This is a genomic window from Variovorax sp. OV084, assembly GCF_900111625.1.
Taxonomy (GTDB): Bacteria; Pseudomonadota; Gammaproteobacteria; order Burkholderiales; family Burkholderiaceae_C; genus Variovorax.
The window spans coordinates 176,201-202,024 of record NZ_FOII01000009.1; the positions used below are offsets into that span (position 1 = coordinate 176,201).

At 67.5% G+C, this 25,824-nt stretch carries 26 protein-coding genes; 13 read left to right on the plus strand and 13 right to left on the minus strand.

Going from position 1 to position 25,824, the window contains the following annotated elements; all coding sequences use genetic code 11:
• Nucleotides 1-3: 3 nt before the first annotated feature.
• Together BMW87_RS22160 and BMW87_RS22165 are read right to left on the minus strand one after the other, a co-directional pair.
• Entirely contained in the window at nucleotides 4-378 is a 375-nt protein-coding gene (locus BMW87_RS22160; RefSeq protein ID WP_093056387.1) for a dihydroneopterin aldolase, read from the minus strand.
• Nucleotides 379-389: 11 nt separating this feature from the next.
• A complete protein-coding gene (locus BMW87_RS22165) occupies nucleotides 390-1,169 on the minus strand; it encodes an SDR family oxidoreductase (RefSeq protein ID WP_093078651.1) in 780 nt (259 codons plus the stop codon).
• 23 nt (nucleotides 1,170-1,192) lie between these two features.
• On the opposite strand from BMW87_RS22165, the gene BMW87_RS22170 reads away from it, so the two are divergent.
• From BMW87_RS22170 to BMW87_RS22190, 5 genes are all read left to right on the plus strand, one after another.
• Entirely contained in the window at nucleotides 1,193-2,308 is a 1,116-nt protein-coding gene (locus BMW87_RS22170) for a class I SAM-dependent methyltransferase (RefSeq protein ID WP_093056151.1), read from the plus strand.
• Nucleotides 2,309-2,435: 127 nt separating this feature from the next.
• Nucleotides 2,436-3,329 (plus strand): TauD/TfdA dioxygenase family protein, encoded by an 894-nt coding sequence (locus BMW87_RS22175; RefSeq protein WP_093078652.1) that lies wholly within the window; start codon nucleotides 2,436-2,438, stop codon nucleotides 3,327-3,329.
• A gap of 22 nt (nucleotides 3,330-3,351) precedes the next feature.
• The gene (locus tag BMW87_RS22180; protein WP_093078654.1) at nucleotides 3,352-4,362 is read left to right on the plus strand and encodes an ABC transporter substrate-binding protein; all 1,011 of its coding nucleotides are present in this window, start codon (nucleotides 3,352-3,354) and stop codon (nucleotides 4,360-4,362) included.
• Nucleotides 4,363-4,365: 3 nt separating this feature from the next.
• On the plus strand, nucleotides 4,366-5,286 hold the full coding sequence (locus tag BMW87_RS22185; RefSeq protein WP_371258841.1) for an ABC transporter ATP-binding protein: 921 nt from the start codon (nucleotides 4,366-4,368) through the stop codon (nucleotides 5,284-5,286).
• Nucleotides 5,283-6,152: an ABC transporter permease gene (locus BMW87_RS22190; RefSeq protein WP_093078655.1), complete on the plus strand. Its 870-nt coding sequence runs from the start codon at nucleotides 5,283-5,285 to the stop codon at nucleotides 6,150-6,152. The genes BMW87_RS22185 and BMW87_RS22190 overlap by 4 nt, the downstream gene beginning before the upstream one ends.
• Here BMW87_RS22190 and BMW87_RS22195 read toward each other — a convergent pair whose 3' ends face one another.
• Nucleotides 6,153-6,545, minus strand: a complete 393-nt coding sequence (locus BMW87_RS22195; RefSeq protein ID WP_093078656.1) for a DUF5329 family protein — start codon at nucleotides 6,543-6,545, stop codon at nucleotides 6,153-6,155.
• 114 nt (nucleotides 6,546-6,659) lie between these two features.
• Between BMW87_RS22195 and hisN the strand changes: the two genes are divergently transcribed.
• The 5 genes from hisN to BMW87_RS22220 are packed head-to-tail and all read left to right on the plus strand — an operon-like array spanning nucleotide 6,660 to nucleotide 10,583.
• Nucleotides 6,660-7,436, plus strand: a complete 777-nt coding sequence (hisN, locus tag BMW87_RS22200; RefSeq protein WP_093078658.1) for a histidinol-phosphatase — start codon at nucleotides 6,660-6,662, stop codon at nucleotides 7,434-7,436.
• 10 nt (nucleotides 7,437-7,446) lie between these two features.
• Nucleotides 7,447-7,641, plus strand: coding sequence for a DUF2905 domain-containing protein (locus BMW87_RS22205; RefSeq protein ID WP_056509065.1), 195 nt, complete (start codon nucleotides 7,447-7,449; stop codon nucleotides 7,639-7,641).
• 17 nt (nucleotides 7,642-7,658) lie between these two features.
• Nucleotides 7,659-8,585 carry an ROK family protein gene (locus BMW87_RS22210; protein ID WP_093078659.1) on the plus strand — a complete coding sequence of 309 codons (927 nt, stop codon included), beginning with the start codon at nucleotides 7,659-7,661 and terminating at the stop codon, nucleotides 8,583-8,585.
• Nucleotides 8,586-8,613: 28 nt separating this feature from the next.
• Nucleotides 8,614-10,140: a tetratricopeptide repeat protein gene (locus BMW87_RS22215; RefSeq protein WP_093078661.1), complete on the plus strand. Its 1,527-nt coding sequence runs from the start codon at nucleotides 8,614-8,616 to the stop codon at nucleotides 10,138-10,140.
• On the plus strand, nucleotides 10,137-10,583 hold the full coding sequence (locus tag BMW87_RS22220) for a DUF1877 family protein (RefSeq protein ID WP_093078662.1): 447 nt from the start codon (nucleotides 10,137-10,139) through the stop codon (nucleotides 10,581-10,583). The genes BMW87_RS22215 and BMW87_RS22220 overlap by 4 nt, the downstream gene beginning before the upstream one ends.
• Before the next feature lie 15 nt (nucleotides 10,584-10,598).
• Here BMW87_RS22220 and BMW87_RS22225 read toward each other — a convergent pair whose 3' ends face one another.
• Nucleotides 10,599-12,044 carry an aminotransferase-like domain-containing protein gene (locus tag BMW87_RS22225; protein WP_093078703.1) on the minus strand — a complete coding sequence of 482 codons (1,446 nt, stop codon included), beginning with the start codon at nucleotides 12,042-12,044 and terminating at the stop codon, nucleotides 10,599-10,601.
• Nucleotides 12,045-12,216: 172 nt separating this feature from the next.
• On the opposite strand from BMW87_RS22225, the gene BMW87_RS22230 reads away from it, so the two are divergent.
• On the plus strand, nucleotides 12,217-12,546 hold the full coding sequence (locus BMW87_RS22230; protein ID WP_093078664.1) for a hypothetical protein: 330 nt from the start codon (nucleotides 12,217-12,219) through the stop codon (nucleotides 12,544-12,546).
• An 85-nt stretch (nucleotides 12,547-12,631) separates the two neighbouring features.
• On the opposite strand, the gene otsA is transcribed toward BMW87_RS22230, so the two are convergent.
• The 5 genes from otsA to BMW87_RS22255 form a co-directional block, all read right to left on the minus strand.
• On the minus strand, nucleotides 12,632-14,017 hold the full coding sequence (gene otsA / locus BMW87_RS22235; protein WP_093078665.1) for an alpha,alpha-trehalose-phosphate synthase (UDP-forming): 1,386 nt from the start codon (nucleotides 14,015-14,017) through the stop codon (nucleotides 12,632-12,634).
• Complete coding sequence (locus BMW87_RS22240; RefSeq protein ID WP_093056129.1) at nucleotides 14,014-15,936, minus strand: glycoside hydrolase family 15 protein; 1,923 nt, start codon at nucleotides 15,934-15,936, stop codon at nucleotides 14,014-14,016. Before BMW87_RS22240 ends, otsA begins: the two co-directional genes overlap by 4 nt.
• A complete protein-coding gene (gene otsB / locus BMW87_RS22245; RefSeq protein ID WP_093056127.1) occupies nucleotides 15,933-16,730 on the minus strand; it encodes a trehalose-phosphatase in 798 nt (265 codons plus the stop codon). Before otsB ends, BMW87_RS22240 begins: the two co-directional genes overlap by 4 nt.
• Nucleotides 16,731-16,807: 77 nt before the next feature.
• Nucleotides 16,808-18,640 carry an ATP-binding response regulator gene (locus BMW87_RS22250; protein WP_093078666.1) on the minus strand — a complete coding sequence of 611 codons (1,833 nt, stop codon included), beginning with the start codon at nucleotides 18,638-18,640 and terminating at the stop codon, nucleotides 16,808-16,810.
• A gap of 45 nt (nucleotides 18,641-18,685) precedes the next feature.
• Nucleotides 18,686-19,852, minus strand: a complete 1,167-nt coding sequence (locus BMW87_RS22255) for a multifunctional CCA addition/repair protein (RefSeq protein WP_093078668.1) — start codon at nucleotides 19,850-19,852, stop codon at nucleotides 18,686-18,688.
• A gap of 166 nt (nucleotides 19,853-20,018) precedes the next feature.
• On the opposite strand from BMW87_RS22255, the gene BMW87_RS22260 reads away from it, so the two are divergent.
• Nucleotides 20,019-20,744 carry an OmpW/AlkL family protein gene (locus tag BMW87_RS22260; RefSeq protein ID WP_093078669.1) on the plus strand — a complete coding sequence of 242 codons (726 nt, stop codon included), beginning with the start codon at nucleotides 20,019-20,021 and terminating at the stop codon, nucleotides 20,742-20,744.
• Between the two features lie 24 nt (nucleotides 20,745-20,768).
• Here the strand turns inward: BMW87_RS22260 and BMW87_RS22265 are convergent, their stop codons facing one another.
• The 3 genes from BMW87_RS22265 to BMW87_RS22275 all read right to left on the minus strand — a co-directional run bounded on the left by BMW87_RS22265 (nucleotide 20,769) and on the right by BMW87_RS22275 (nucleotide 24,132).
• Nucleotides 20,769-21,455: a glutathione S-transferase family protein gene (locus tag BMW87_RS22265; RefSeq protein ID WP_093078671.1), complete on the minus strand. Its 687-nt coding sequence runs from the start codon at nucleotides 21,453-21,455 to the stop codon at nucleotides 20,769-20,771.
• Nucleotides 21,456-21,566: 111 nt separating this feature from the next.
• Nucleotides 21,567-22,088 carry an MgtC/SapB family protein gene (locus BMW87_RS22270; protein WP_093056116.1) on the minus strand — a complete coding sequence of 174 codons (522 nt, stop codon included), beginning with the start codon at nucleotides 22,086-22,088 and terminating at the stop codon, nucleotides 21,567-21,569.
• A gap of 1 nt (nucleotide 22,089) precedes the next feature.
• Nucleotides 22,090-24,132, minus strand: a complete 2,043-nt coding sequence (locus BMW87_RS22275; RefSeq protein WP_093056114.1) for a lytic transglycosylase domain-containing protein — start codon at nucleotides 24,130-24,132, stop codon at nucleotides 22,090-22,092.
• Between the two features lie 9 nt (nucleotides 24,133-24,141).
• Here BMW87_RS22275 and BMW87_RS22280 point away from each other — a divergent pair, with 9 nt between their 5' ends.
• Nucleotides 24,142-24,759: a 5-formyltetrahydrofolate cyclo-ligase gene (locus BMW87_RS22280; RefSeq protein WP_093056112.1), complete on the plus strand. Its 618-nt coding sequence runs from the start codon at nucleotides 24,142-24,144 to the stop codon at nucleotides 24,757-24,759.
• A 10-nt stretch (nucleotides 24,760-24,769) separates the two neighbouring features.
• Here the strand turns inward: BMW87_RS22280 and BMW87_RS22285 are convergent, their stop codons facing one another.
• Nucleotides 24,770-25,753, minus strand: coding sequence for a LysR substrate-binding domain-containing protein (locus BMW87_RS22285; RefSeq protein ID WP_093078672.1), 984 nt, complete (start codon nucleotides 25,751-25,753; stop codon nucleotides 24,770-24,772).
• Between the last annotated feature and the right edge of the window lie 71 nt (nucleotides 25,754-25,824).

Consider the following 25,824-nt stretch of genomic DNA (forward strand, 5'->3'; position numbering starts at 1 on the left):
TGCTCACCACTCGCCGGCTTCCATGCGGATCGCCACTTCGCAGTCGTCGAAGATTTCGAGCTTGGCGATCTTCACGCGCACGCCCACCACGCCGGGCAGCTGCAGCAGGCGCTGCACCAGCTTGCCGATCAGGCTTTCGAGCAGGTTGACGTGCTCGGCGGTGCACTCTTCGATGATGATGCGGCGCACCTTGCGGTAGTCGAGCACGTGGAAGATGTCGTCGTCCTGCGGCAGCAGCGGCTGCGGGCCGAGGTTGAGTTCGGCATCGACCAGGATCGGTTGCGGCGCCGTCTTCTCCTGTTCGAGGATGCCCAGGTTGGCGTCGAAGCGCAGGCCCTGGAGGGTGAGTGTCTGGTGGCCTTGCGAGGGAGTGGACATGGTGGTGGTGCTCACATGAGCGAGAAATCGCGCTCGAATTTCATCAGGTGCTGGCCGCCGTCCACCAGCAGCGTGGTGCCGGTGATCGAGCGGTTCTCCAGCGCGAACTTCACCGTGGCGACCACGTCATCCGGCGTGGAAGAGCGGCCCAGCGGCGACAGTTTGTGCAATTGCGCGAACTTGTCGTCGTCCAGCATGTGGCTCGCCAGCGTGAGGCCGGGCGCCACGCCCACCACGCGCACGCGAGGCGCGAGGGCCAGTGCCAGCATCGGCGTAGCGGCTTCGAGCGCGGCCTTCGACAGCGTGTAGCTCAGGAAGTCGGGGTTCGGGTTCCACAACTTCTGGTCGAGCAGATGGACAACCGCGCCTTGCGCGTCGCGCGCCGTCACGTGTTCATGCAGCGCCTGCGCCAGCAGGATGGCCGCGCCGGTGTTGCTGCGCGCATGGCGTTCCATGAGCGCATAGCCGAAGGTGGCGGCTTCGTCGTGCTCGAACAGCGCTGCGCTGTGCACCACGGCGTCGACGCTGCGAAAGCGCGCGACCACGCGGGGCAGCAGGGCGCGCGTGGCCTGTTCGTCTTCGAGGTCGGCGGCGAACAGGGCCGAGTCGCCCGAGAGCGCGGCGCAGTCGGCCACCGTCTGCTCGGCCTCGGCCAGCGAACTCCGGTAGTGCACCGCCACTTGCCAGCCGCCTGCGGCAAGCCCCAGCGCGATCTCGCGGCCCAGCCTGCGGCCTGCGCCCGTGACGAGAACGGTGCGGCGGGAGGCAGGGGCTTGGGAAACGGGGCTCATGCGGGGAGAGGGAGAATGGCGCTGTGACGACAAAGACGACCCCCAGCAGTTTACCTACCGCCCTCGACCACCTCATCGCGCGTTCCGTCGAGCGCGCGGGTGGATGGATCGGGTTCGACCGCTTCATGGCACTCGCGTTGTATGCGCCCGGCCTGGGCTACTACGCCAACACTTCCGCCAAGTTCGGGCACATGCCTTCTTCGGGCAGCGACTTCGTGACGGCGCCGGAACTCACGCCGATGTTCGGGCAGACACTGGCAGCTCAGGTGGCCGAGGCGCTGGAGAAGACGGGAACCGACACGGTGTGGGAATTCGGTGCAGGCTCTGGTGCATTGGCGGTTCAGCTGCTGCATGCGCTCGACGAGATGGGGCGCAGCGATGTGCGCTATCGCATCGTCGATCTGTCCGGCACGTTGAGGGAGCGGCAGCAACAGGCGCTGGTGCGGTATGCGGATCGTGTCGAGTGGCTGAACGAGCTGCCTGAGTCGATGGAAGGCGTGGTGGTCGGAAACGAAGTGCTCGATGCGATGCCTGTGCAATTGCTGGCGCGTGTGGGCGGGCAGTGGTTCGAACGCGGCGTGGTGCGCAATGCGAGCGACGACGGTTGGGCATGGGCGGACCGTTCCACCGAACTTCGCCCGCCGATCGAAGTGCCCGGCGAACACGACTACCTCACCGAGATTCATCCGCAGGCTCGGGCGTTCATTGCCACGCTGGCGGATCGGCTCGGGAAGGGCGCGGCTTTTCTTATCGACTACGGTTTTCCCGAGGCCGAGTACTACCACCCGCAGCGGCACATGGGCACGGTGATGTGCCACCGGGCGCACCAGGCTGATGGCGATCCGCTGTCTGATGTGGGCTACAAGGACATCACTGCGCATGTCGACTTCACGGGTATTGCGCTGGCTGGGCAGGACGCGGGGCTTGAGGTGCTGGGCTATACGAGTCAGGCGCGGTTTCTGCTGAACTGTGGATTGCTGGCTCGGATGGAAGCCGGGTCTGTTGCCGAGCGGGCGATGGCTGCGCGGTTGATTCATGAGCATGAGATGGGGGAACTCTTCAAGGTTGTCGGGTTTGCTGTTGGGGGGGCTTGGGATGCGATGGGGTTTGTTGATGGGGATCGCAGTCATACGCTTTGAGTGACTGTGGTTGTTTGTTTTTCCGAGGCCGGGGCGAGACCCGGCCCCGGAACCCAAACATCCAAAGTCATAAGCTATCAACGAAGAGTTCGTTGGGAAACAACAAACCGGCCCCTACATTCCCGGCATGACAGCCGTTCTTTCCAGCAGCAGGCCCGAGCCCGCCGCACAGCACTTCGAAGTGCGCCCCTTCGATGCCCCCGTAGGCGCCGAAATCATCGGCCTCGACATCTCGAAGCCAATCAGCACCGAAGACTTCGCTCGAATCCACAAAGCCCACCTCGACCACCACGTCCTGGTATTCCGCGACCAGCAGATCACCCCGCAGGAGCACATCGACTTCAGCCGCCGCTTCGGCCCGCTCGAAATCCACGTCCTGCACCAGTTCCAGCTGAAGAACCACCCCGAGATCCTCATCGTCTCCAACATCAAGGAGAACGGCGAGCCCATCGGCCTCGGCGATGCGGGCGTCTACTGGCATTCCGACATTTCGTACAAACCCAACCCCAGCCTGGGCTCCCTGCTGCACGCGCAGGAGCTGCCGAGCGAAGGCGGCGACACGCTGTTCGCCGACCAGCATCTCGCATGGGAGTCGCTGAGCCCCGAGCTGCAGCAGCGCGTCCTGCCGCTGAAGGCTGAGCACAGCTACCTCGCCAAGTACGAAGAGCTGCGCGCCAAGAATCCGTGGCGCCCCAAGCTCTCGCAAGCGCAGATCGATCAGGTCGCCCCAGCCGTCCAGCCCGTGGTGCGCACGCACCCCGAGACAGGCCGCAAGGCGCTGTTCGTCAGCGAGCACTTCACCACGCGCATCGTCGGTTTGCCGCAGGCCGAAAGCGACGCCTTGCTCGCCGAGCTGTTCGCGCACAGCGTGAAGCCCGAGTTCGTCTATCGCCACCAGTGGGCGCCGCACGACCTGGTGTTCTGGGACAACCGCTCGCTGATGCACCTCGCAGCGGGTACGCCAGACCACCTGCGCCGCCGCCTCAACCGCACCACCATCGTCGGCGACACGCCTTTCTGATCTTTCTTCCGGACCCCCGTCAATGAACCGCTTCACCCGCAAAGCCGCCGCGCTCGTCACCGGCCTCGGCCTTCTCGCTGGCAGCCTCGCTGCGCATGCCGAAGGCCAGATCCGCATCGCCGAGCAATTCGGCATCGTCTACCTGCTGCTCAACGTCGCGCAGGAGCAGAAGCTCATCGAGAAGCACGCGAAGGCCGTGGGCGTCGACGCCAAGGTCGAATGGGTCAAGCTCTCGGGCGGCTCGGCCGTCAACGACGCACTGCTGTCAGGCAACATCGAGATCGCGGGCGCCGGCGTGGGCCCGCTGCTCACGCTGTGGGATCGCACCAAGGGCAAGCAGAACGTGAAGGGCGTGGCCTCGCTGGGCAACTTCCCGTACTACCTGGTGAGCAACAACCCGAACGTGAAGACGATCGCCGACTTCACCGACAAGGACCGCATCGCGCTGCCCGCCGTGGGCGTGTCGGTGCAGTCGCGCGTGCTGCAGTTCGCCTCGGCCAAGCTGTGGGGCGACAAGGAGTTCAACCGGCTCGACAAGATCAGCGTGGCGCTGCCGCACCCCGATGCGGCTGCGGCCATCATCAAGGGCGGCACGGAGATCACGGGGCACTTCGGCAATCCGCCGTTCCAGGAGCAGGAGCTCGCGGGCAATCCGAATGCACACATCGTGCTCAACTCGTACCAGGTGCTGGGCGGTCCGTCATCGGCGACGGTGCTCTACGCGACGGAAAAATTCCGCAGCGAGAACCCGAAGACGTACAAGGCCTTTGTCGATGCGCTCGACGAGGCGGCGAAGTTCGTCACGGCCAACCCTGAGAAGGCGGCCGATATCTACCTGAAGGTGAGCAACGCGAAGCTCGACCGCGATCTGCTGCTGAAGATCATCAAGAACCCCGAGGTGCAGTTCAAGACCACGCCGCAGAACACGTATCCGCTGGCGGAGTTCATGCACCGCGTGGGCGCGATCAAGAACAAGCCGGCTTCGGTGAAGGATTACTTCTTCGACGATGCGCAGAATTCGTCGGGGAATTGATCGATGAGCACGGCAGCGGCTTTGCCTTCCCGGGGTGACTCCCTCTCACATCGGGAGAGGGCAGGGGTGAGGGGGGAGCCTTCGGCATCGCCAGCAGCCCTCACCCCAACCCTCTCCCGCGAGCGAGAGAGGGAGAGGGGGCAAGAAAGCGCACCGCTGCTACAGGTGGACAAGGTCAGCCTCGAATACCGCACCCCCGAGCGAGTCGTCCGCGCCACGCACCGCGTGAGTTTCGACGTCCACGCCGCCGACCGTTTCGTGCTGCTCGGTCCCTCGGGCTGCGGCAAGTCCACGCTGCTGAAGGCCGTGGCGGGCTTCATCCCGCCGGTCGAAGGCGAGATCCGCCTCGAAGGCCAGCGCGTGACGCAGCCCGGCCCCGACCGCATCGTCGTGTTCCAGGAGTTCGACCAGCTGCCGCCGTGGAAGACCGTGAAGCAGAACGTGATGTTCCCGCTGCTGGCTTCGCGCACGCTCGGCAAGAAGGAAGCTGCCGAACGCGCGCTGCACTACCTCGACAAGGTCGGCCTTGCAAAGTTTGCCGATGTGCATCCGCACCAGCTTTCGGGTGGCATGAAGCAGCGCGTGGCGATTGCACGCGCGCTTGCGATGCAGCCGCGCGTGCTGCTGATGGACGAACCCTTTGCCGCACTCGACGCGCTCACGCGCCGCAAGATGCAGCAGGAACTGCTCGAGCTCTGGGACGAGGTGCGCTTCACGCTGCTGTTCGTCACGCACTCGATCGAAGAAGCGCTGGTAGTGGGCAACCGCATCGCGCTGCTTTCGCCGCACCCGGGGCGCATGCGCGCCGAGATCAACAGCCACGGCTTTTCGCTTGCGAGCCTGGGCGGTGCCGAGTTCCAAAGCACGGCGCAGCGCATCCACGACATGCTGTTCGAAGAAGAACATGAGGAGGCCGCGGCATGAGCGCGATCGTTCCTCCCATCCGCCCCGAATACGAGCGCACGCTCGAGCCCTTCACCGAGCTGCCGGTCGAACGCACGCTGCCCCTGGGCGCGCGGATCTGGTCGCAGGCCTGGCTGCGCAAGGGGCTGATCCTCGCCGTCATCGCCGTGCTGTGGGAGCTTGCGGCCCGCTGGCAGAACAACGACCTGCTGCTGCCCACCTTCACCGCCACGGCGAGCGCGCTGTTCGAAGGGCTTGCCAGCGGCGAGCTGATCGAGAAGGTGCGTATCTCGCTGGCCGTGCTGCTGCAGGGCTACCTCGCCGGCGTGCTGCTGGCATTCGCGCTCACCACGCTCGCGGTGTCGACGCAGATCGGCCGCGACCTGCTGGACACGCTAACTTCGATGTTCAACCCGCTGCCCGCCATCGCGCTGCTGCCGCTGGCGCTGCTGTGGTTCGGGCTGGGGCGCGGCAGCCTCGTGTTCGTGCTGATCCATTCGGTGCTGTGGCCGCTGGCGCTCAACACCTATGCGGGCTTCCAGGGCGTGCCCGAAACGCTGCGCATGGCGGGGCGCAACTACGGGCTGAAGGGCCTGCGCTACGTGTTGCAGATCCTGGTGCCGGCTGCGCTGCCGTCGATCCTGTCGGGCCTGAAGATCGGCTGGGCCTTTGCCTGGCGTACGCTGATCGCGGCCGAGCTGGTGTTCGGCGCCTCGTCGGGCAAGGGCGGGCTGGGCTGGTACATCTTCCAGAACCGCAACGAGCTGTACACCGACCGCGTATTCGCGGGCCTTGCGATGGTGGTGCTGATCGGCCTGCTGGTCGAGAGCCTGGGCTTCAAGACGCTGGAGCGGCTCACGGTGCGCCGCTGGGGGCAGCAGCGCTAGCTAGCCGCTGGTCTTCTTCGCGGCTTGCCGCATCGTGCGCAGCTCGCCGTTGAGGAACTCGTTGGCGTCGCGCACCGTGCCGTTGTTGAGCTTCACCTTGTAGGCCTGCCCCGTCATCTCCGAGCGCGAGGCGCAGCGCTCGATGAAGTCTTCGGCCGTCACCAGCTCCTTTTTGAAGTAGTCGTACTTCGCCTGCATGTGCTTGGCGGCGTCGGCGGCGGTGTATTCGTTGCCGTTGCGCAGGAAGACCATGGCCGACATCTTCGAGACGCGCTGTATCAGCGTGTCGATCAGCTTGTCCTCGGCGTCGGAAGGGGTGGCGTGCGCCAGCAAGGCCGAGGCGCCGAGCAGGAGGGCGAGCAGCGTGGTGCGCAGGAATTTGAGCGAGGCCATTTGTTTTGTCTCCTGGCAATTTTCGGGCCATGCTAGGACTGGCGCCCCCGCCGTGTCAAACCCGGCCCGGCTCGGGTCTAATCGCAGGTTTTGGCATGTGTTAACCACTCTCCCATGAGCTCCTCGACCCCCGATCTTTCGTCGATTGCCCAGGCGCTGGCCGATGCCGCCGCAGCGCAGTCGATGCACTACTTCCGTACGCCGCTGGACATCATCACCAAGGCCGACGAAAGCCCGGTCACGCTGGCCGACCGCGCCGCCGAGACGGCCATGCGCGAAATCCTTGGCGCGCGGGTGCCGGCCGACGGCATCTACGGCGAGGAGCACGGCCCCGAGCGGCTCGACGCAGAGCGCGTCTGGGTGCTCGACCCCATCGACGGCACGCGCAGCTTCATCACCGGCTCACCGCTGTGGGGCACGCTGATCGGTGTGCTGCAGGGCGGCCGCATCGCGCTGGGCGTGGTCGACATGCCGGTGCTCAAGGAGCGCTGGATCGGCGAGGCCGGCAAGGGCGCCACGCGCGACGGCCAGCCCGTGCGCGCCAGCAGCTGCACCGAGGTGGCCAAGGCCCGCATCGTCACCACCTCGCCCGACATCTTCGCGCCGGCCGACTGGACTGCCTTCGACCGGCTCAGCCGCCAGTGCGCGATGCGCCGCTTCGGCGGCGACTGCTACGGCTACGCCCAGCTGGCGGGCGGCACCATCGACCTCGTGGTCGAGACCGGCCTGCAGCCTTATGACTACCTCGGCCCCGCCGGTCTGATCGAGGCCGCGGGCGGCGTCATCACCGACTGGCAGGGCCAGCCGCTGGGGCTGAAGTCCGACGGGCGGGTGATCGCGGCGGCAACGCCCGAACTCCACCGGCAAGCCATGGCCATCCTCTCGGCCTAGACTGTCGAACATGTTCCGCTGGCTGATCGTCGTCGTCCTCGCACTGGTGCTCATGAGCGGCCTGACCGCCTGGCTGCGCCGCTTCGGCTTCGGACGACTGCCCGGCGATTTCGAGTTCCGCGCCTTCGGCCGCGAGTGGCAACTGCCGATTGCCAGCACCGTGGTGCTCAGCATGATCGCGGCGCTGGTCGCGCGTCTTCTGTAGAGAAAAGACAAACAGCAATGAGAGCCTGCGTAGACATCGGCGGCACCAAGGTGGCCGTAAGCCTTTCCGCTTCGAGCGACGCGCCGCTGATCGGCCGCCGCAGCGAGCCCACGGCCAAGACCGGCGACAACGACGCGGTGGCGGTGCAGATCATGCGGATGATCGACGAGGTCTGCGCGGAGCAAGGCATCGATGCCGCAACCATCGACCGCGTGGGCGTGTCGTCGGCCGGGCCCTTCGAGCTGCGCGAGGGCAAGGTCGAACTGGCCACGCCCAACATCTGCGGCGGCATCGCCGGCCCGGCGCGCGGCCTGCCCAACACATGGATGACCGCGCTGGTCGAGGCGCCGCTGGCAAAGCGCTTCGCCCGCGTGCGGGTCGAGAACGATGCGGTCGCCGCGCTGGAGGCCGAGCGCCACTGGGGCGCGCTCAAGGGGCTGGACGATTGCGCCTACGTTACGTGGAGCACCGGCGTCGGCGTCGGCCTGTGCGTGGACGGTCGCGCGCTGCGCGGCAAGAACGGCAACGCCGGCCATGCGGGCCACAGCTTCGTGGTGGACGACGCCAGCGGTGCGCTGTGCGGCTGCGGCAACGTCGGCGACGTCGAAGGGCTGATTGCCGGCAACTCGATCGCCCGGCGCTTCGGCCAGCCCGCGGCCGATCTGTTCAGCTCGGCCGCGGCCGGCGAGCCGCATTCGCTGGAAATCGTCGACGCGCTGTGCCGGGTGATGGGCCGCATGCTCTACAACCTGATCGCCACGCTCGACCTGCAGCGCATCAGCCTGGGCGGCAGCGTGTTCTGGCACCACCGCGACTTTCTGCTGCCGAGGCTGCAGGCGCATGTAGACGGCAAGCTGCCGCCGCTCACGCAGGGCGTGCGCCTCGTGCCCGCCGGCCTGGGCGACAAGGTTGGCGACTACGCTGCACTGGCGCTGCTCGACTGAACGGCCACCGTACGATCCGGCGAACACCATGACCCTGCTGCCTCGCCGTCGCTCCTATGCCTACTTGTTGTGGCTGGTGGGCGGTTTCATCGGGGCGCATCGCTTCTATCTCGGGAGCTACCTGGGCGGCGCGGCGCAACTGGCGCTACTGCTGTATGGCGTCGCCGGCCTGCCGGGATCGCGCTTCGGCCTGGCGCTTGTGCTGCCATGGATGCTGTTCGACGTCTACTGGATCTACCGGCGGATGAAGCAGCAGGACGGGGCCGCTGTCGAAGATGGTGAAGAAGCTCCGGCCCGCCAGCGCGCCCGTCGCGCCGGGACACGAGAGGCCAAGGAATACGACCTCGCCGCCCTCGCCGAAGCCAACAAGCTGCAGGAGCGCTTCGTGGCCGCCGCCGAGGCCGAAGACTGGGCCGGCGCCGTTGCCATCGCCGAGCAGATCGTCGCCACCGCGCGCCGCGTGTTCAAGGGCCCGCACCAGAACCTCGCGATGACGCTGTGCATGCTCGGCCAGGCCTGCTACCAGTTCAAGGCCTTCGACAGGGCCCGGGCCAGCCTGGAGGAAAGCCTCTCCATCGGCCGCAAGATCGGCATGCCGGCGGAAGACATGGATATCGCCCGCAAGGCACTGGACCTGACCCTGACCGGCATCGCCGAACGCAAGGCCCACGGCGCTGCATCCGACGAAGAAGGCGCGCTGCTGAACCTGCTCGAAGACCGCGACGCGCGCTACCGCGACGCACTGGCCCAGGGCGACCTGCCCCGGGCCGAGAAGTTCTGCGCCGAAGCCGTCGCCGCCAGTCGCCGGCTGTACGGCGGCGCGGACAGGGCCGTGGTGCTCCAGCTGGCCAGCTATGCGGAACTGTGCCGCCGGCTGCAGTGGTACGACAAGGCACAGGCCTCGGCGGACGAAGCCCTGGCCATGATCGGGCTGCTCGGCCTCGACGACAGCTGGCGGCGCGGGCCGACCAACACCCTGGCGCTGCTGCATGCCGCGGCCGGGCGGGCCGAAGAGGCCGAAGCGCTCTACAAGAAGACCATCGCCATGGCGGTGGCCGAAGCCCGGGGCGGCTCCAGCGATGGCGTGGTGCGCGCATTCAACAACCTGGCGTTTCTCTATGCCGAGTCCGGCCAGGACGCCAAAGCCGAGCTTTGCTACGCGCGCGCCCTCGTGCATCTGGACAAGCTCCCGCCGGGCGAGGGCGACGCCGAACTGCATTCCGACATGCTCAACAACTTCGCCAGCCTGTTCATGGCGCGCCGCGAATTCGACAAGGCCAGGCCGCTGTTCGAGCGCTCGCTCGACATCCAGCAGGGCAGCTGCCGGGGCATTTCCCAGGCGGCCGCAACCGCCCACAACGACCTGGGCCTGATCGCGCAGGAAGAGGGCGACTTGCGCCAGGCGCTGATGCACTTCAAGCGCACGCTGCTGCTCAACCAGATCTGCGCGCCCGACCACTTCAGGAACATCGACAACGCGCAGCGCAACATCGACAGCGTGAGCATGGTGCTCGCCACGGTGGCCCGCGCCGCACGCATGGAACCCAGCACATGAGCATCGGCGGCGCCTTCTACGCCCTGGACCGCTATCGGCTGCGCGCGCTGGTGATCGATCCGTCCACCGTGTCGGGCTTCCTGCATTCGCCGGCGGCGCAGGGCGGCCCGCACGACAGCCAGACGGTGGAGCAGGCCTGGGACGTGGTGCGCACGCTGCTGCCCGAGGCGGTGGACGGCGAAGAGCTCGACGGCACCGACGGGATGGGCTGCATCTATCTCACGGCCGCCCACGTCGAGCGCACCGCGGCCCGGCTCGCGCAGCGCGACGTGGCGGAACTGATGGGCCGCTTCACCGGCGAGCCGGCGAAGTTCAGCGAACTCTACTGGGCCAAGGTCTGGCAGGACGGCGCCCGGGACCTCGAGGGCTTCATGGAAGGTGTGAAGCGCTTCTTCGCCGGCGCGGCCGCAAGGCGCGACGCCGTCGTGTTCTACATCGTCTGAATCGCCGGCTGGTTGCTAGTGCGGCGGCCGCACGGCCGACACGATCTCGCCCAGCCGCTGCAGCCCCGCATCCACCGCCTTCGAATACGGCCAGCCGCAGTTGATGCGCAGGTAGTTGTCGAAGCGCCCCGAGTTCGAAAACTGTGCGCCCGGCGCCACCAGCATGTGTTCGCGCAGCGCCGCGTCGAACACGTCCACCGACGAGCGTTGCCCGGGCAGCTCGACCCACAGCTGCAGCCCGCCGCGCGGCAGGTTCAGCCGCGTGCCCGCCGGAAAGTATTTGGCGATGGCATCCGCCGTCTGGTCGCGCTGCACGTGCAGCCGCTCGCGCAGCCGGCGCAGGTGGCGGTCGTAGCCGCCGCTCGCGACGAACTCGCCCGCGGCAATCTGCGCCAGCGCCTCGTTGTTGCGGGTCTGCGCGTACTTGAGCATTTCCACCTGCGCGTGCCAGCGCCCGGCGGTGATCCAGCCCAGCCGCAGCCCCGGCGCCAGCACCTTGTGCAGCGAGGCGCAATAGATCACGTTGCCCGTGCGGTCCCACGACTTCACCGCGCGCAGCGGCGCGTCGCTTTCCACGAGGTCGCTGTAGGTGTCGTCTTCGACGAGCGCGATGCCGTGGCTCTCGCACAGGTGCACCAGCCGCTGCTTGTGGGCGTCGGGCATCACGCTGCCGATGGGGTTCTGCAGGTGCGGCACCACCACCACGGCCTTGATGTCGTCGTAGGTGTGGATGGCGAGGTCGAGCGCTTCCAGGGAGATGCCGGTCTGCGGGCTGGTCGGAATCTCCAGCGCGCGCAGCCCCAGGCTTTCGAGCACCTGCAGCAGGCCGTAGAAGGTGGGCGACTCCACGGCTACCGTGTCGCCGGGCTTGGCGATGGCGCGCAGCGCGAGGTTCAGCGCCTCGATGCAGCCGTTGGTGACGAGCACTTCGTCGGGCGGCACCGTCATGCCCACGCGCAGGCTGCGCTGTGCCAGCGCTTCACGGAACTGCTCGTGGCCTTTTTGCGACGAGGCGGTGGTCAGCAGCTCGGGTCGCTGGCGCAGTGCGCGCGTCATCGAGTTGCGCAGGGCCTCGGCGGGATACAGCTCGGGAGCCGCGCGGGCGATGGCGAAGTTGAGCTTCACGCCCGTGTGCCGGCCACGCGCCATGAAGTTGGCCATGCGTGTGCGCATGCTGACGAACTGCGCGGGGTCGGGCGGCACGTCGGCAATCGGCTCTTCCATCGGCGCGATGGCCAGCCGCTGTGGCCGCCGCACGAAGTAGCCCGAACGGTCGCGGGCCTCGACCCAGCCGTCGCTTTCCATCGCGCGGCAGACCTGCAGCGCGGTCGACAGGCTGATGTCGTGCAGCCGCATCAGGCTGCGCAGCGAGGGCAGCTTGTCGCCCTGCTTGAGCGAGCCGGTGTGGATCGCGTCCACGTAGTGCGCGGAGAGCTGGCGGTAGAGCGGTAGCGAGTCCATGGGGTCGATGTTCCCCGTATCGGGCATCCGAAAACAGATGCAGTTGCTAGGGAAAACGACCATAACAGATGCGTCGGCGGCACCGCTGTTACGGTCGCAATAGCCATGGCGTGTGCCTGTTTTTTAGGCGACGGAATTTCTACGATGAACCCTCATTCACCCGAGGTTCGCCATGATCACCACCCTCTCCCAAGCGCCCGATTCCATCGTTCTCGAACCCGGCCAGTCTTTGCGCACCTCGGTCGATGCCGGGGCCTGGCTCCAGTTGGCCGAGGGCCGCGCCCGGGTCGTGTCGCCGCCCGGATGGTTCGGCGAGACCGTGTTCATGGCCGAGACGCTGCTCGAGGAAGGCGAGGTGCATCGGCTGCCGCACGGCGGCTGGATCGAAGTGTCTGCGCTGACGGCGGTGCATTTGCGGGTGCACGTGCCGCGGGTTGCGCAGGTTTCGCCTGTGGAGGCGCGGCCGGTGATGCGCTTTGTGCGTCTGCTTACTGGCTGGTAGGGGACTTGTTCGGGGTGCGTGCGAATAACACCGGGTACTCCCCCTCCGCGAATGTCCCCCGTCGGCGTGATCGCACCCCGAACAATCAACGTTCGCTGGCCGCTTCCCGCAGCGCCTCGAGAAAGCTATTTCGCCACCAGTGAATATCCTGCTCACGAATACGCGACAACAACTTCTGGTGCCGCTCCCGCCGCTCCTCCAGCGGCATCTGCAGCGCCTGCTGAACAGTTTCCGCCGTGCCGTGCGTGTCGTACGGATTCACCAGCAGCGCTTCCTTCAGCTGCTCGGCCGCTCCCGCAAAGCGTGACAGCACCAGCACGCCCGGGTCGGCCGGGTCCTGCGCCGCGATGTATTCCTTCGCGACGAGGTTCATGCCGTCGCGCAGTGGCGTTACAAGCCCCACGGCCGCCGCGCGGCACAGCCCCGGCACACGCTTGCGCGCCACCATGCGGTGGATGTAGCGCACCGGCATCCAGTCGAGTTCGCCGTAGTCGCCGTTGATGGCACCGCACAGCGATTCGAGCTCGCGCCGGATGTCGCCATACGCATCGACTGTCTCGCGCGTGGGCGAGGCGATCTGGATCAGCGTGGCGCTGCGCCGGTTTTCGGGGTAGTTGGCCAGCAGCTCGCGGAACGAACGCACCCGCTGCGGAATGCCCTTGGAGTAGTCGAGCCGGTCGATGCCCAGCAGCAGCCGGCGGCTCGAATACTCGCGCTTCATGGTCTCGTACATGTCGCGCGATTCCTTCGCATGCGTGAGCGCCGCGAATTCGTCGACGTCGATGCCGATGGGAAAGGCGCTGCTTCGCACCGTCTGACCGTAGGCTCGGTACATGTCGTTGCCCAGGTACTCGCCGTGGGCCTCGTTGCGCACGTAGTGCTCGAAGTGCTGCACGTCCTGCTGCGCCTGGAAGCCGATCAGGTCGTACGAGAACAGCGAGCGCATCAGCCACTCGTGCTGCGGGATGGCCGCGGTGATGATCTGCGGCGGCAGCGGAATGTGCAGGAAGAAGCCGATGCGCTGCCTGCAGCCCATGGCCCGCAGCTCGGCTGCCAGCGGGATCAGGTGGTAGTCGTGCACCCAGATGATGTCGTCTTCCTTCAGCAGCGGCAGCAGCTTGCGCGCGAACAGCTGGTTCACGCGCCGGTAGCCGCCGATGAAGCCGGCGTCGAAGTGCGCCAGGTCGAGCCGGTTGTGGAACACCGGCCAGAGCACGTCGTTGCTGTAGCCGAGGTAGTAGCTGTCGTGGTCTTCGCGGCTCAGATCGATGGTGGCCAGCGTTACCTTGCCGGCCTGCTGCCGGTGCAGTTCGCCTTCGCCCGTGGGGCCGCCTTCGACGACCTGTCCGCTCCAGCCGAACCACATGCCGCCGCTTTGCTGCAGGCTTTCGCCGAGCGCCACGGCCAGGCCGCCGGCTGCCGGCTTGCGTGGGTCCGCCACGCGGTTGGAAACGACGACTAGACGGCTCATATGCACGAATCCCAGGGAGCGGACAGGCGCACGGCCGCGTTGATGATGCCGACCATCGAATAGGTCTGCGGAAAGTTGCCCCACATCTCGCCCGTGACCGGGTGCGTGTCTTCCGACAGCAGGCCCAGCGGGTTGCGCGCCGCGAGCATGGTCTCGAAGATCTGGCGCGCCTCGGCCTTGCGGCCGATCTTGGCAAGTGCGTCGATGCGCCAGAAGGTGCAGATGTTGAAGGCGGTCTCGGGCTTGCCGAAGTCGTCGGCGGCCTCGTAGCGGCGCATGTAGGGGCCGTCGCACAGCGACTTTTCCATTGCGTCGACCGTCGAGATGAAGCGGGGGTCGCGCGCGTCGATCAGGCCCACCTCCACCATCAGCAGGATGCTCGCGTCGAGCTCGTGCCCGCCGAAGCTCTCCGCAAAGGCCTGGCGCTCTTCGCACCACGACTTGGCGAGGATCTCTTCCTTCATGCGCGCGGCATGGCCGTGCCAGTAGGCGGCGCGCTCGGGCAGGTGCAGCGCGCGGGCGATCTTGCTGAGCCGGTCGCAGGCCGCCCAGCTCATCAGCGCCGAGCTGGTGTGCACGCGTGCGCGCGTGCGCAGCTCCCACATGCCCGCGTCGGGCGTGCCGTAGACGCGCACCGCCTGTTCGCCCACCGCCTCGAGGTGCGGAAACTCCGCCAGCCCCGCGCGGCTGAGCAGCCGGTGATCGTGAAAGGCCTGCGCCGCGCCGAGCACGATGTTGCCGTACACGTCGTGCTGGAAATGCTCCTGCGCCTGGTTACCCACGCGCACCGGGCCCATGCCGCGATAGCCCGCCAGGTTCTCGACAAAGGACTCGGGCAGCTCGCGCTCCAGCCCGATGCCGTACAGCGGCTGGATGTGCTCGCCGTGCGAGCCGATCACCACGTTGCCCAGCCAGCGCAGGTAGTCTTCCATGGTGCCCACTTCGCTCAGCGAATTGAGCGCGCGCACCACGAAGAATGCGTCGCGCAGCCAGCAGTAGCGGTAGTCCCAGTTGCGCTGGCTGCCCGGCGCCTCGGGAATGCTGGTGGTCATGGCGGCGACGATGGCGCCGGTGTCCTCGTACAGCGAGAGCTTCAGCGTGATGGCCGCGCGGATCACCGCCTCCTGGTACTCGAAGGGAATGGCCAGGCGCTTGCTCCAGGTGCGCCAGTAGGAGATGGTTTCCTGCTCGAACTTGCGCGCGGTGTCGGCAATGCCGTCGAGCAGCGTCTCGTCCACGCCGAACATGAAGTTGTATTCGCGCGAGAGCACGAAGGGCTGGCGCGAGAGGATGTGCGAGATCGATGCGTCGGTGTTCAGCCGCAGCGTCACGTCGGGCCCGACGTAGCGGATGTGGTTGCTGCCGCGCGTGACCTCCACCGGCGCCGAGGCGCCCCACTGGAAGCGCGGGTCGAGCGACACGCGGATGCGCGGCGCGCCGGCAATCGGCCGCACGCGGCGCACCATCATCAGCGGGCGGAAGTAGCGCGAGCGGCTGTAGAAGCGCGGCGCGAAGTCGGTGATCTCCACGCCCTGGCCCGCGCTGTCGAACAGCTGCGTGCGCAGCACGGCCGTGTTCGGCTCGTACCACTGCTTGGCCTCGGCGAAGTCTTCGATGTCGATGCTCCACGCACCCGCATCTTCGCCGGGGTGCAGCAAGGCGTTGAACACCGGGTCGCCGTCGAAGCGCGGCAGGCAGCACCACACGGCACGGCCGCGCGCGTCGATGAGAGCGCTGTAGGCGCAGTTGCCGATCACGCCGACGTTGAGCGAAGGCTCGGCCGGCGGGGCAAAGCCGCGCGGGCCGGGTGCTGCGGCCGCCTGCATGTCGGCCGGCGCGCGGTCGTCCGGGCCGGCCGCGCCTGCCAGTGCCTGGCCGGCGCGATCCTCGGGCGCCACCGGCAGTTGTTGTTCGCTCATCGGGGGCTCCTCGGGGATTCTTCGTTGGTTTTTGCGGGTTTTTGTGTCGCCAGCATGTCGCGTGCCTGCACCAGCCATTCGTAGACGGCGCGCGGCGATTCGAGCCGGTGCAGCGCCAGGCTCGGCCCCGAGCCGACCTTGATGGCGATGCCGCCGCGCGGCTGCACTACCGCAAAGCCGCTCTCGTCGGTGGTGTCGTCGCCCAGAAAGACCGGCGTGCGGCCCGCGAACGGCGCCTCGGTCATGAAGGCGTCGATGGCGATGCCCTTGTTGACGCCCGTGGGCTTTACCTCGAACACGAACTTGCCGTGCATGAGTTCGAGCTGCGGATGGTTTTCGATGGCGCGCGACATCGCGTCGCGGCATACGGCTTCGAGCTGCGGCGCGAGCCGGTAATGCAGGGCGATGGCGGCGTGCTTGCGCTCCACCAGCAGGCCTTCGTGCACGCGCGCGAGTTCGTTGGCAATTTCGAGGATGGGAATGAGATCGGGCGGGCGCTGCTCCTGCGTGTGGCCGCTGGCGTTGCGGCGCTGCACGCCGTGCTCGCCGGCCGCGGGCAGCCGCAGCGGTGCGAGAAAGCGGTCGATGGAGTCGATCTGGCGGCCCGACACCACGGCAAGCGCGCCGCCGAGCTGGTCGCGCAGGTCGCTCAGCAGAGGCACGAGGGCAGGCGGAATCTCGATGGCTTCAGGCGTGGGCGCAAGCCCGACCAGCGTACCGTCGAAGTCGAGGAAGAGGGCTGCATCCCGGCCCAACGGAGGAGGCAACTGCAAGTTGCTGGAGGACTTTGGCATCGGGAAAAACCTTAACACGCGTCGAAGCATGCGCGTGTCGGCCAAAACCGGACGTGCGTCGGGGTCAGGGCCGTGAATCAGGCGGCCTTGGGCACCACATCGGCAAGCGCACGCAGCAGCGCCGCGGCGTTCACCGGCTTGAACAGCACCGGCACCCCGGAGGCGCGCACGTGCTGCAGCCGCTCGGGCGAGGTCTCGCCGGTTACCAGCATCAGCGGCGCCTGCAGCCCGAAGCGGCGCTGCAGCCTCAGGCCGACATCGAGGCCGTTGTCGCCGTTGGAAAGGCGGTAGTCGCACATCAGCAGTGCGAAGGGCCGCTCCTGCACATCGGGCCGGCCCAGCACCTCGACGGCTTCGGTTTCGTCGGCCACGGCGTCCACGGCCAGGTCGTGGGCGTGGAAGAGGCCGGTCATGGCCTCGCGGATCTCCGCTTCGTCGTCTATCAGCAGGATGCGTGCGCGTGTCGCATGGATCACCGCCTCGGGCGAAGCAGCGGTGCTGCGGAAAGCTGCGGCCGGCTCGACGTCGGCCACCAGGGGCGCCGCGGCCGGCAGCTGGATGCGGAAGCGCGAGCCACCGCCCAGGCGCGACTTCACCTGCACCGGATGCTGCAGCAGGCGCGAGAGCCGCTGCACGATCGACAGGCCGATGCCCAGGCCCTGCGCGCGGTCGCGGCCCGGGTTCTGCACCTGGTAGTACTCCTCGAACACGCGCTCGTGCTGCTCGGGCGCGATGCCGATGCCGGTGTCGAGCACTTCGATCCACACCATGTCGCCGCGCGAACGGGCCCGCACCGCGACGCCGCCGCGTGCCGTGTACTTCAGCGCGTTGTCGACGAGGTTCGAGAGCATGCGGTACAGCAGCTGCGGATCGCTGCGCACCCACAGGCCGCTGGCGCGCACCCGCAATTGCAATTGCCGTTGCTCGGCCTGCGCCGCGAACATGTGGTTGAGCGAGCGGAACAGCGCATCCAGCGACACGGGCCGGACGGCCGGCATGACCACGCCAGCGTCGAGGCGCGACACGTCGAGCATGGTGTCCAGCGAATTGCCCAGTGCATTCACCGCGCGCATCAGCCGCTGCGCGTTGCGCCCGCCATGGTGCTCGCGCAGCTCGTTCTCCAGCGCGGCGCCGAACAGGGCGATGGCATGCAGCGGCTGGCGCAGGTCGTGGCTGGCGGTGGCGAGGAAGCGCGTCTTCTCGGCGCTGGCGCGTTCGGCGACGGCAATCTGCTTGCCGAGCTGCGCGGCCAGCGCCTCGTTCTCGAAGCGCAGCACCAGCGAGTCGGTCAGCAGCTTGTGCTGCTGGTCGCCCACGCGCAGCGTGAACAGCAGGTAGCCCAGGCTGAACACCGCGAGGAAGAAGTGCAGGGCGTCGCCCTGCCAGGCCAGTGCGGCGATCAGGCTCAGCATCATCGGCAGGGTGTAGCCGTACAGCGCGGGCTTGAGCGGCCACAGCAGCTGCATGGCCCGGGCGCAGCTGCCGATGATGACCACCGTTACCACCGAGGTCACGGGCAGGTCGCCGGCCGAGATGAACAGCGGCGGCGCGGTGGCCATGGCCATGCTCACGGCAGTGACGGTGCGCGAATGCCGGCGCGCCCAGCGCGTCGTGTCCGCGAGCGGCACGCCCTCGTGCCAGCGCGGCATGAAGAAGAGTACGAGGCCGAACGACAGGTGGGCCGCCATCCAGGCCAGGATCCACAGGCGGGGCTGGTGCACGTACATGGCGGCGCCGAGCGCCGCGCCCAGGCCGAAGTGCACGAACACCGATGCGTTGTAGGCCGCGTACACCGAGGCCACGTGCTCGCGCAGCACGCGCAGGCTCAGGTCGTCCGGCCCGGCGGATGGATCGGTCGGATGCTGGGAAGCGTCGGATTCGAGTGCGGGCTTCGGCGCGGTGGCATTCACCCGGTCGATGCTATCGGCCGGGTCTGCTCCGGGAAGTGCCAGAAGTCATGCCCTGGCGGACAGCGATGCCGCGACGGCTTCGACCCGGGCCTGGTGGATCGCCTCGCCGATCTTCGGGCCGGTGGCGCCGGACTGCTGGGCGGCTTTAGCCACCACATCGGTGGCCACGGCCGCTGCCGTCGCCAGCACGGCGAGCAGGCGCTCGCGCTGCGGGTAGGGCGCATCGCCGGAGCCGGGCCGGCCGCGCGAGTCACATTCGCAGGCCAGCAGCGCCTCGGCGAAGCGCGCGGGCTTGCGGAAGGCGTCGCAGCGCTCCAGCAGGCGCACCAAGCCCATGGCGTCCAGCGCGTCGCTGCCGTCGATGTGGCCGTGCTCGCGCGCCACTACCTCGGCCAGCTCGCGGATGTCCACAGGCACGCGCCAGCGGTCGCACACCTGCTGCAGCTGCTTGACGCTCTCGTTGCGCATGAGGCAGGCGAAGCGCACCGCCAGCGAGGCCTGCAGGCGGGCGCTGGCATCGATGACTGCCATCGTTGTTTGCGTGCCGCCGTCGAGCTCGGGCAGCAGCACGGCCAGCGCTCCGCATTCGCGCAGCACCTCGAACATGCGCGAGGGGCGCGTTTCCATCAGGCCGCGCGACAGTTCCTGCCACACGCGCTCGGCCACCAGCGCATCGACCTCGCCGGCGGCGACCATCTCGTGCATCAGCGCCATGGTTTCTGGGGCGACGCTGAAGTCGTCGAAGCGTGCCGCGAAGCGCGCCACGCGCAGGATGCGCACCGGGTCTTCGCGAAAGGCGTCGGTCACGTGGCGCAGCACCTTGTCACGCAGGTCGCGCTGGCCGTGGAAGGGGTCGGCCAGCGTGGCGGGCGTGGGGTCGAAGTGGCCGTCGGCGCTCACCAGCTCGGCCGGCAGCGCAATGGCGTTGACGGTCAGGTCGCGGCGCGCGAGGTCTTGCTCCAGCGTGACGTCGGGCGCGGAATGCACCGTGAAGCCGCGGTAGCCAGGCGCGCTCTTGCGCTCGGTGCGGGCCAATGCATATTCCTCGCGCGTCTCGGGGTGCAGGAACACCGGAAAGTCGCGTCCCACGGGCAAGTAGCCGCGGGCCACCATTTCTTCGGGCGTGGCCCCGACCACCAGCCAGTCATGGTCGGACACCGGCCGCTGCAGCAGCCGGTCGCGAAGTGCACCTCCAACGAGAAAAATTTTCATAAGTGCAGTGTAGGGATACTCCCGGTACCAAAAAATAGAACGGTCGTTCGATAATCCCCGGAGCGGACCGGGAAATCGTTCGTTCATCGGACGAAATTCAGCGGCAATCACAAGTCGACGCCCGCATCCGCAGAGGGATATGTCAACCAAAGGAGCAATTCACATCATGAAGAAAACAATGTTTGCGCTGGCGGCTCTGGGTGCCTTGGCATCCGGAAGCGCGATGGCGCAGCAGGCGGGCGACTGGGTCGTCGGCGCGGGCTGGTTCCATCTGTCACCACAGGATTCCAGCAAGCCGCTGACCGTGACCTCGCCCATTCCGAGCGTGCTGGCCGGCTCGGGTGCCAGCGTGAGCGATTCCGACACCCTGGGTCTCAACGCCACCTATTTCCTCGACAGCCACTGGGCGGTGGAAGGCGTGTTCGGCGTGCCGCCGAAGTTCAAGCTCAACGGCACCGGCACCCTCGGCCGCGTCGGACAACTCGGCGAGGCGCGCCAGTGGAGCCCGACGATCCTGGGCAAGTACTTCTTCAACGAGGGCACCGACGCCTTCCGTCCGTTCGTGGGCCTGGGCGCCACCTACGTCTGGTACAGCGACGTCAAGCTGACCTCGAACCTGCAGAGCGCACTGGCCGGCCAGTTCCACCAGTCGCCGTTCGCTGTGAACACCACGGCCAAGCTCGACAGCAAGTTCGCGCCGGTGATCAACGTGGGCGCGGCCTACCAGTTCGACAAGCACTGGGGCATCTCGTTCTCGGTGTCGTACATCCCGCTGAAGACCAAGGCCAAGCTGACGACGACCTCGATCTACGGCCTGCCGGTGGCCAATAGCGAAGCCAGCCTGAAGCTGAACCCGATCGTCACCTACGTGGCGGCAACCTACCGGTTCTGATCCGCCCCACCTGCTTCGAAGACCCTAGCGCCCCGTGCGATAGGGCTCTTCGAACTGCAGGAAATCTTTCTCCGCCAGTGCATCGTCGATCCAGGCCTTGACGCCCGGCAGCGCCTGCACGCGCTCGATGTAGGCCGTGATATGTGCCGGCACCGGCAGGCCATAGGTCTTGATGCGTGTGCCGATGGGCGCGAAGTAGGCATCGGCGATGCCGAATCCGGCACCGAACAGCATCGGGCCGCCATGCGTGTCGAGCAGGCCGCTCCACATCTGCACGATGCGTGCGAGGTCGCTGGCGACTTCGGGCACTTCCTTCAGCAGCCGGACGCCCACCTCGGGCAGCGAGGCTTCGATGTTCATGCCGCAATGGTTGCGCAGGCCGCCGAAGCCCGAGTGCATCTCGGCGCAGACGCTGCGGGCGCGTGCACGGTCAGCCGCGGACCGGGGCCAGAGCTGCTTTTCGGGGAAGGTCTCGGCGAGGTATTCGGCGATGGCCAGCGTGTCCCAGACGACGAGGCCGTCGTCCACCAGCACCGGCACCTTGGCCACCGGGTTCAGCGCGGCGATGGTGTGCTTGAACTGCGAATCGGCCTCGAACGAATCGAAGCGCACCACGACTTCCTCGAAGTCGATGCCGGCCTGCTTCATCAGTACCCAGGGCCGCATGGACCATGACGAGTAGTTCTTGTTGCCGACATAGAGCTTGCGCATGAGAGGGATCTCCGGTCCGTTGCGGTGGTTCAAAAAGGGGGTCTTCGATGCTAGCCGGGCGCGGTGCCGCGATTGATGCCGAAGGCAGCGCGAATTGATGCGGGAGCGCGTTCAGCGCTCGCGGGTGTCGTCGTTCTTCTTCGGACCGGCCACGCGCTCGATCACGCTCACGAGGCGCGGCACCAGTGCCAGCACGGCGAGCGCCAGCAGCGCGCTCACCACGGCGGTCACCTCGCGGCCGAGCCCGCAGGCCATGCCGATGGCGGCCGTCATCCAAAGGCCCGCGGCGGTGGTCAGGCCCTGCACATGGCTCTCGTCCTTGCCCTGCTTGAGGATGGTGCCGGCGCACAGGAAACCCACGCCTGCAACCAGCCCCTGGATCACGCGGCTCATGTCGGCCGGCACGATGCCGGTCTGCTGCGGGATCAGCACGAACATCGCCGAGCCGATGGCCACCAGCATGTGGGTGCGCACGCCGGCTGCCTTGCCCTGCTGCTCGCGCTCGAAGCCGAGCACGAAACCGAGGGCGCCAGCGAGCGTGAGGCGCAGCACGATGCGGGTGAGCTGCGCGACGTCGCTCACGTCCGAGAACTCGGATGCGAGGGTGTCGAGCACCTCGTCGCGCCAGCTCATCTCAGGGGAGGTCCTTGTTGGGCTCCGGCTCAGCCGCATCGCGCGGGCCAATGCGACCCAGGCGTTCCTTCAGCGACTGCGGCCGGCCGCTGATGATGGCCGCGTAGTTGGTGGTGTTGGCCAGCACTTTCTTCACGTAGTCGCGTGTCTCGTTGAACGGCACGTTCTCGGCCCAGATGGCGGCGTCGAGCACCGGGCCGTTGCGCCAGCTGCGGGGGCGCCCCGGGCCGGCGTTGTAGGCGGCGGCCGCCAGCGCCATCGACCCGTCGAAGTCGTCGAGTGCGAGCTTCAGGTAGTTGGTGCCGATGGTGATGTTGGTCTCGCGGTCGTTGATCTGGCCGGGCGAGAAGTCGTTCATGCCGATCTTGCGGGCCGTCCAGCGCGCGGTGGCGGGCATGACCTGCATCAGGCCCGAGGCGCCGACGCCCGAGCGCGCGTCCATGATGAAGCGGCTTTCCTGGCGGATCAGGCCGTACACGTAGGCCGGGTCGAGGCCGATGTCCTGGCTCTTGCGCAGCACCGTGTCGTGGAAGGGCATGGGAAAGCGCTGTTCGACGTCGACCACGCCCTTGGTGCGCTCGCTGGTGTTGATGCAGCGGTCCCACACCTCGCGCTGGCAGGCGAAGTCGGCCGCGGCCAGCAGCGCGCGGTCGTCCATGCCGCCCTTGTCGTGCAGGTTGGTGGCGTAGTTCCACTCGCGCGTGCCTTCGGGGCGCAGGCCGATGGCGATGGCGTAGAGGCCGCGGGCGAGCGCCGGGTTGTTGCGCGCGGCAGCCTTTTCTTCGGGCGTGAGCGGGTCGGGGCGGGTGGGCACCATGGTGCGCTGGCCGAGTTCCTCGAGCGCCAGCATCTCGTAGAAGCCGCGCGAGCCGGCGATGCTCTGGTAGAGGTCGCGGGCCTGCGCGCGGCGTTCGTCGCCGCCGGCGCTGGCCAGGGCGCGGGCCTTCCAGTAGACCCAGGTTGGCTCGAGCTGGGCGGTTTCGCTCATGGCGTTGATGGCGGGCGCCACCTCTTTCCACTGGCCGGCGCGCAGGGCGGCGCGCACGCGCCAGCCGAGCATGTCGTCGGACAGGTCGCTGTTCTTCGTGACGTTGGCGTAATAGGTGCCGGCTTGCGGCCAGAGCTTCAGCGCGGCGGCGCGGCCGATGGTGCCCCAGAGCCAGTTGCGCTCCTCGGCGGAGAGCATCGGGCCCCACTTGCTGTCGAGCTGCGAGGCGGCGAGTTCGGGGTCGGCAATGGCGATCTTGATGAGCGCGAGCACCACCAGTTCCTTGCGCGACTTGGCGGCCACGAAGGCGCGGCCGGTCAGGAACTTGGCCGAGCTGGCGTTGAGCTCCTCGAACAGCGGCAGCGCGTCGGGCGCGGCGATGGTGACGGCGGCGCGAGCGGCCTGCGGGCGGTTGGCCTCGATGGCCAGGCGCGCCTTCTTCCAGGCGTCGTTGGTCGACATCAGGCGGGCGGCGACCATGCGGTCGGCGGCGGTGAGGCAGCCGTCGTCCAGGTCTTTCTGGGCAAACCAGTTGCGGCGCACTTCGTCGGCCTGTGCCTGCGTGGCGGTGCCGGTGCGCAGCGAGTCGACCAGGACCGCGTAGCAGCGCACCTGCGCGTCGTCGCCCATGCGGAAGCCGTCTACCGAGGCGGTGAAGTTGTCCCAGTCGCGGCGCTGGCCGAGCAGAAGCAGCCAGTCGTTGCGCAGGCGGTCTTCCTGGTAGGTGCCGGGGTAGCGCGCGAAGAAGTCCTGCACTTCGTTGGCGGGGGCGTCCTGCAGGCGCGCCTTGAGTTCCCAGTAGGCGGCCCAGGGTTCCAGTGCATGGCCTCGGGCCTGCGGCAGCAGGGCGGTCAGGCGGGCCTTGTCGCCGCGCTGGAAGGCCTGCTTCATCTGGATCAGCACGTCGTCGTTGGTGTTGCTCTGGGCTGCTGCGGGTTGCTGCGAGAGCAACGCGGCGAGGGCAAGAACAGTGGAAAAAACGAGTGCGGGTGCCGCGTTGCGCGGGTTGACGCGCGGGCGATGGCGCTTGGGTGCCAAAATGCTTGGGAACTGCATCGGGGGATTATGGACAAGTCAAAGGGTGCCGACACTTCGGCAACGGCGAGTTTTCTTAAGGAACAGTTGAGGAAGGCACTCATCGAGCAACGTCTTGCGATGCCCGACCGGCTGACACGCGCAGACCTTTTGCAGCGCGTGATGCGGATCTGGCTGGTCGGCCGGCCCGACACCGTGATCGGCGCCTACTGGCCCATCAAGGGCGAGTTCGATCCGCTGCCCGCCCTGCACCGCTGGAAGGAAGACGGCGAACTCATGGAAGAGACGCAGCGCCGGCGCATCGGACTGCCGGTGATCGACAAAGTCCACAAGACCCTGACCTTCCATGCCTGGTACCCGGGCTGCCAGATGGAAGAAGACGCCTACGGCATTCCCAAGCCCAAGGACACCGAGCTGATCGTGCCGACCCTGCTGTTCGTGCCCTGCGTGGGCTACAGCGCGGGCGGCTACCGGCTGGGCTACGGCGGCGGTTTCTATGACCGCACGCTGGCGGCGCTGGAGCCGCGGCCGTTCACGGTGGGTCTGGGCTTCACCCACGGCTTTCTCGAAGACTTCGAGCCCGAGGCGCACGACCTGCCGCTCGACGCCATCCTCAACGACAACGGAGTCGTCTGGCCGACCAGCTGAGCTGCCAGCGTCAGTCGATGTTGTCGACGGTGTCCGGGTCGGGCACCTCGCCGATGGTCTCGCGCGTGGTCTCGGACTGGAGCAGCAGCCAGTCGCAGAAGGCCCTGATTTCCGGCCGCAGCGCGCTGCGCGGCCCGGCAATGAGCCAGTAAGACATCGGCGAATCCATGCGGTGCTGCGGCAGCACCTCGACCAGGTCGCCGTTGGCCAGGCTCTCGGCAATGAGCGAGCTTCGCGCCAGCGTCACGCCCTGCCCGGTAAGGGCCGCCTGCACCATCTGGTAGGCGTAATTGAAATAGAGCCAGCGCTTGGGCTGCGCGCGTTCCAGCCCGTTCACCTCGAACCAGCGGCGCCAGGTCAGCCATTCCAGGTGCGTGCGGTGCGCGTCGCCGGCCTCGATCAGCGTGAACTGGGTGATGTCGGCGGGTGTCTTGATGGGCGGGCTGCTCTTCAGCAGCCAGGGGCTGGCCACCGGCGTCAGCGTTTCGCCGAACAGGCGCACCGCGCCGGCCGTCATGGACTCGCGCGGGCCGTAGCGCAGGGCGATGTCCACGTCGGCCACTTCGAGGTCCACCGCCACGTCGCTGGCGTCGATGCGGATGTCGATCTCGGGGTTGTCGCGCTGGAAGGCCTCCAGCCGCGGGATCAGCCACATCGAGGCGAAAGAGGCAAAAGTGGTCAGCGACACGCTCTGCCGCCCCGCGCTCTGGCGAATCTGGCGTACGGCCGTGTCGATGCGCGGCAGCGACTGCTGTACCGCCAGCAGCAGCAGTGCCCCCGCGCTCGTGAGCTCCACCGCGCGCGTATGGCGCAGGAACAGCGCCACGCCCACCTCTTCTTCCAGCGACTGGATCTGGCGGCTCACGGCCGACTGGGTCAGCGCCATTTCCTCAGCTGCGGCGCGGAAATTCAGGTGCCGGGCCACCGCCTCGAAGGCGCGCAGGTGCCCGGCGGAGATCGGACGGGAGCGCAGATGGGTTTGCGAATGTTGCATGGATATGACTTTGGAGGGCGAATCGGCGTTTGGATCGATTGATGCGAAACGCGCATCAGTAGGCTACCTCG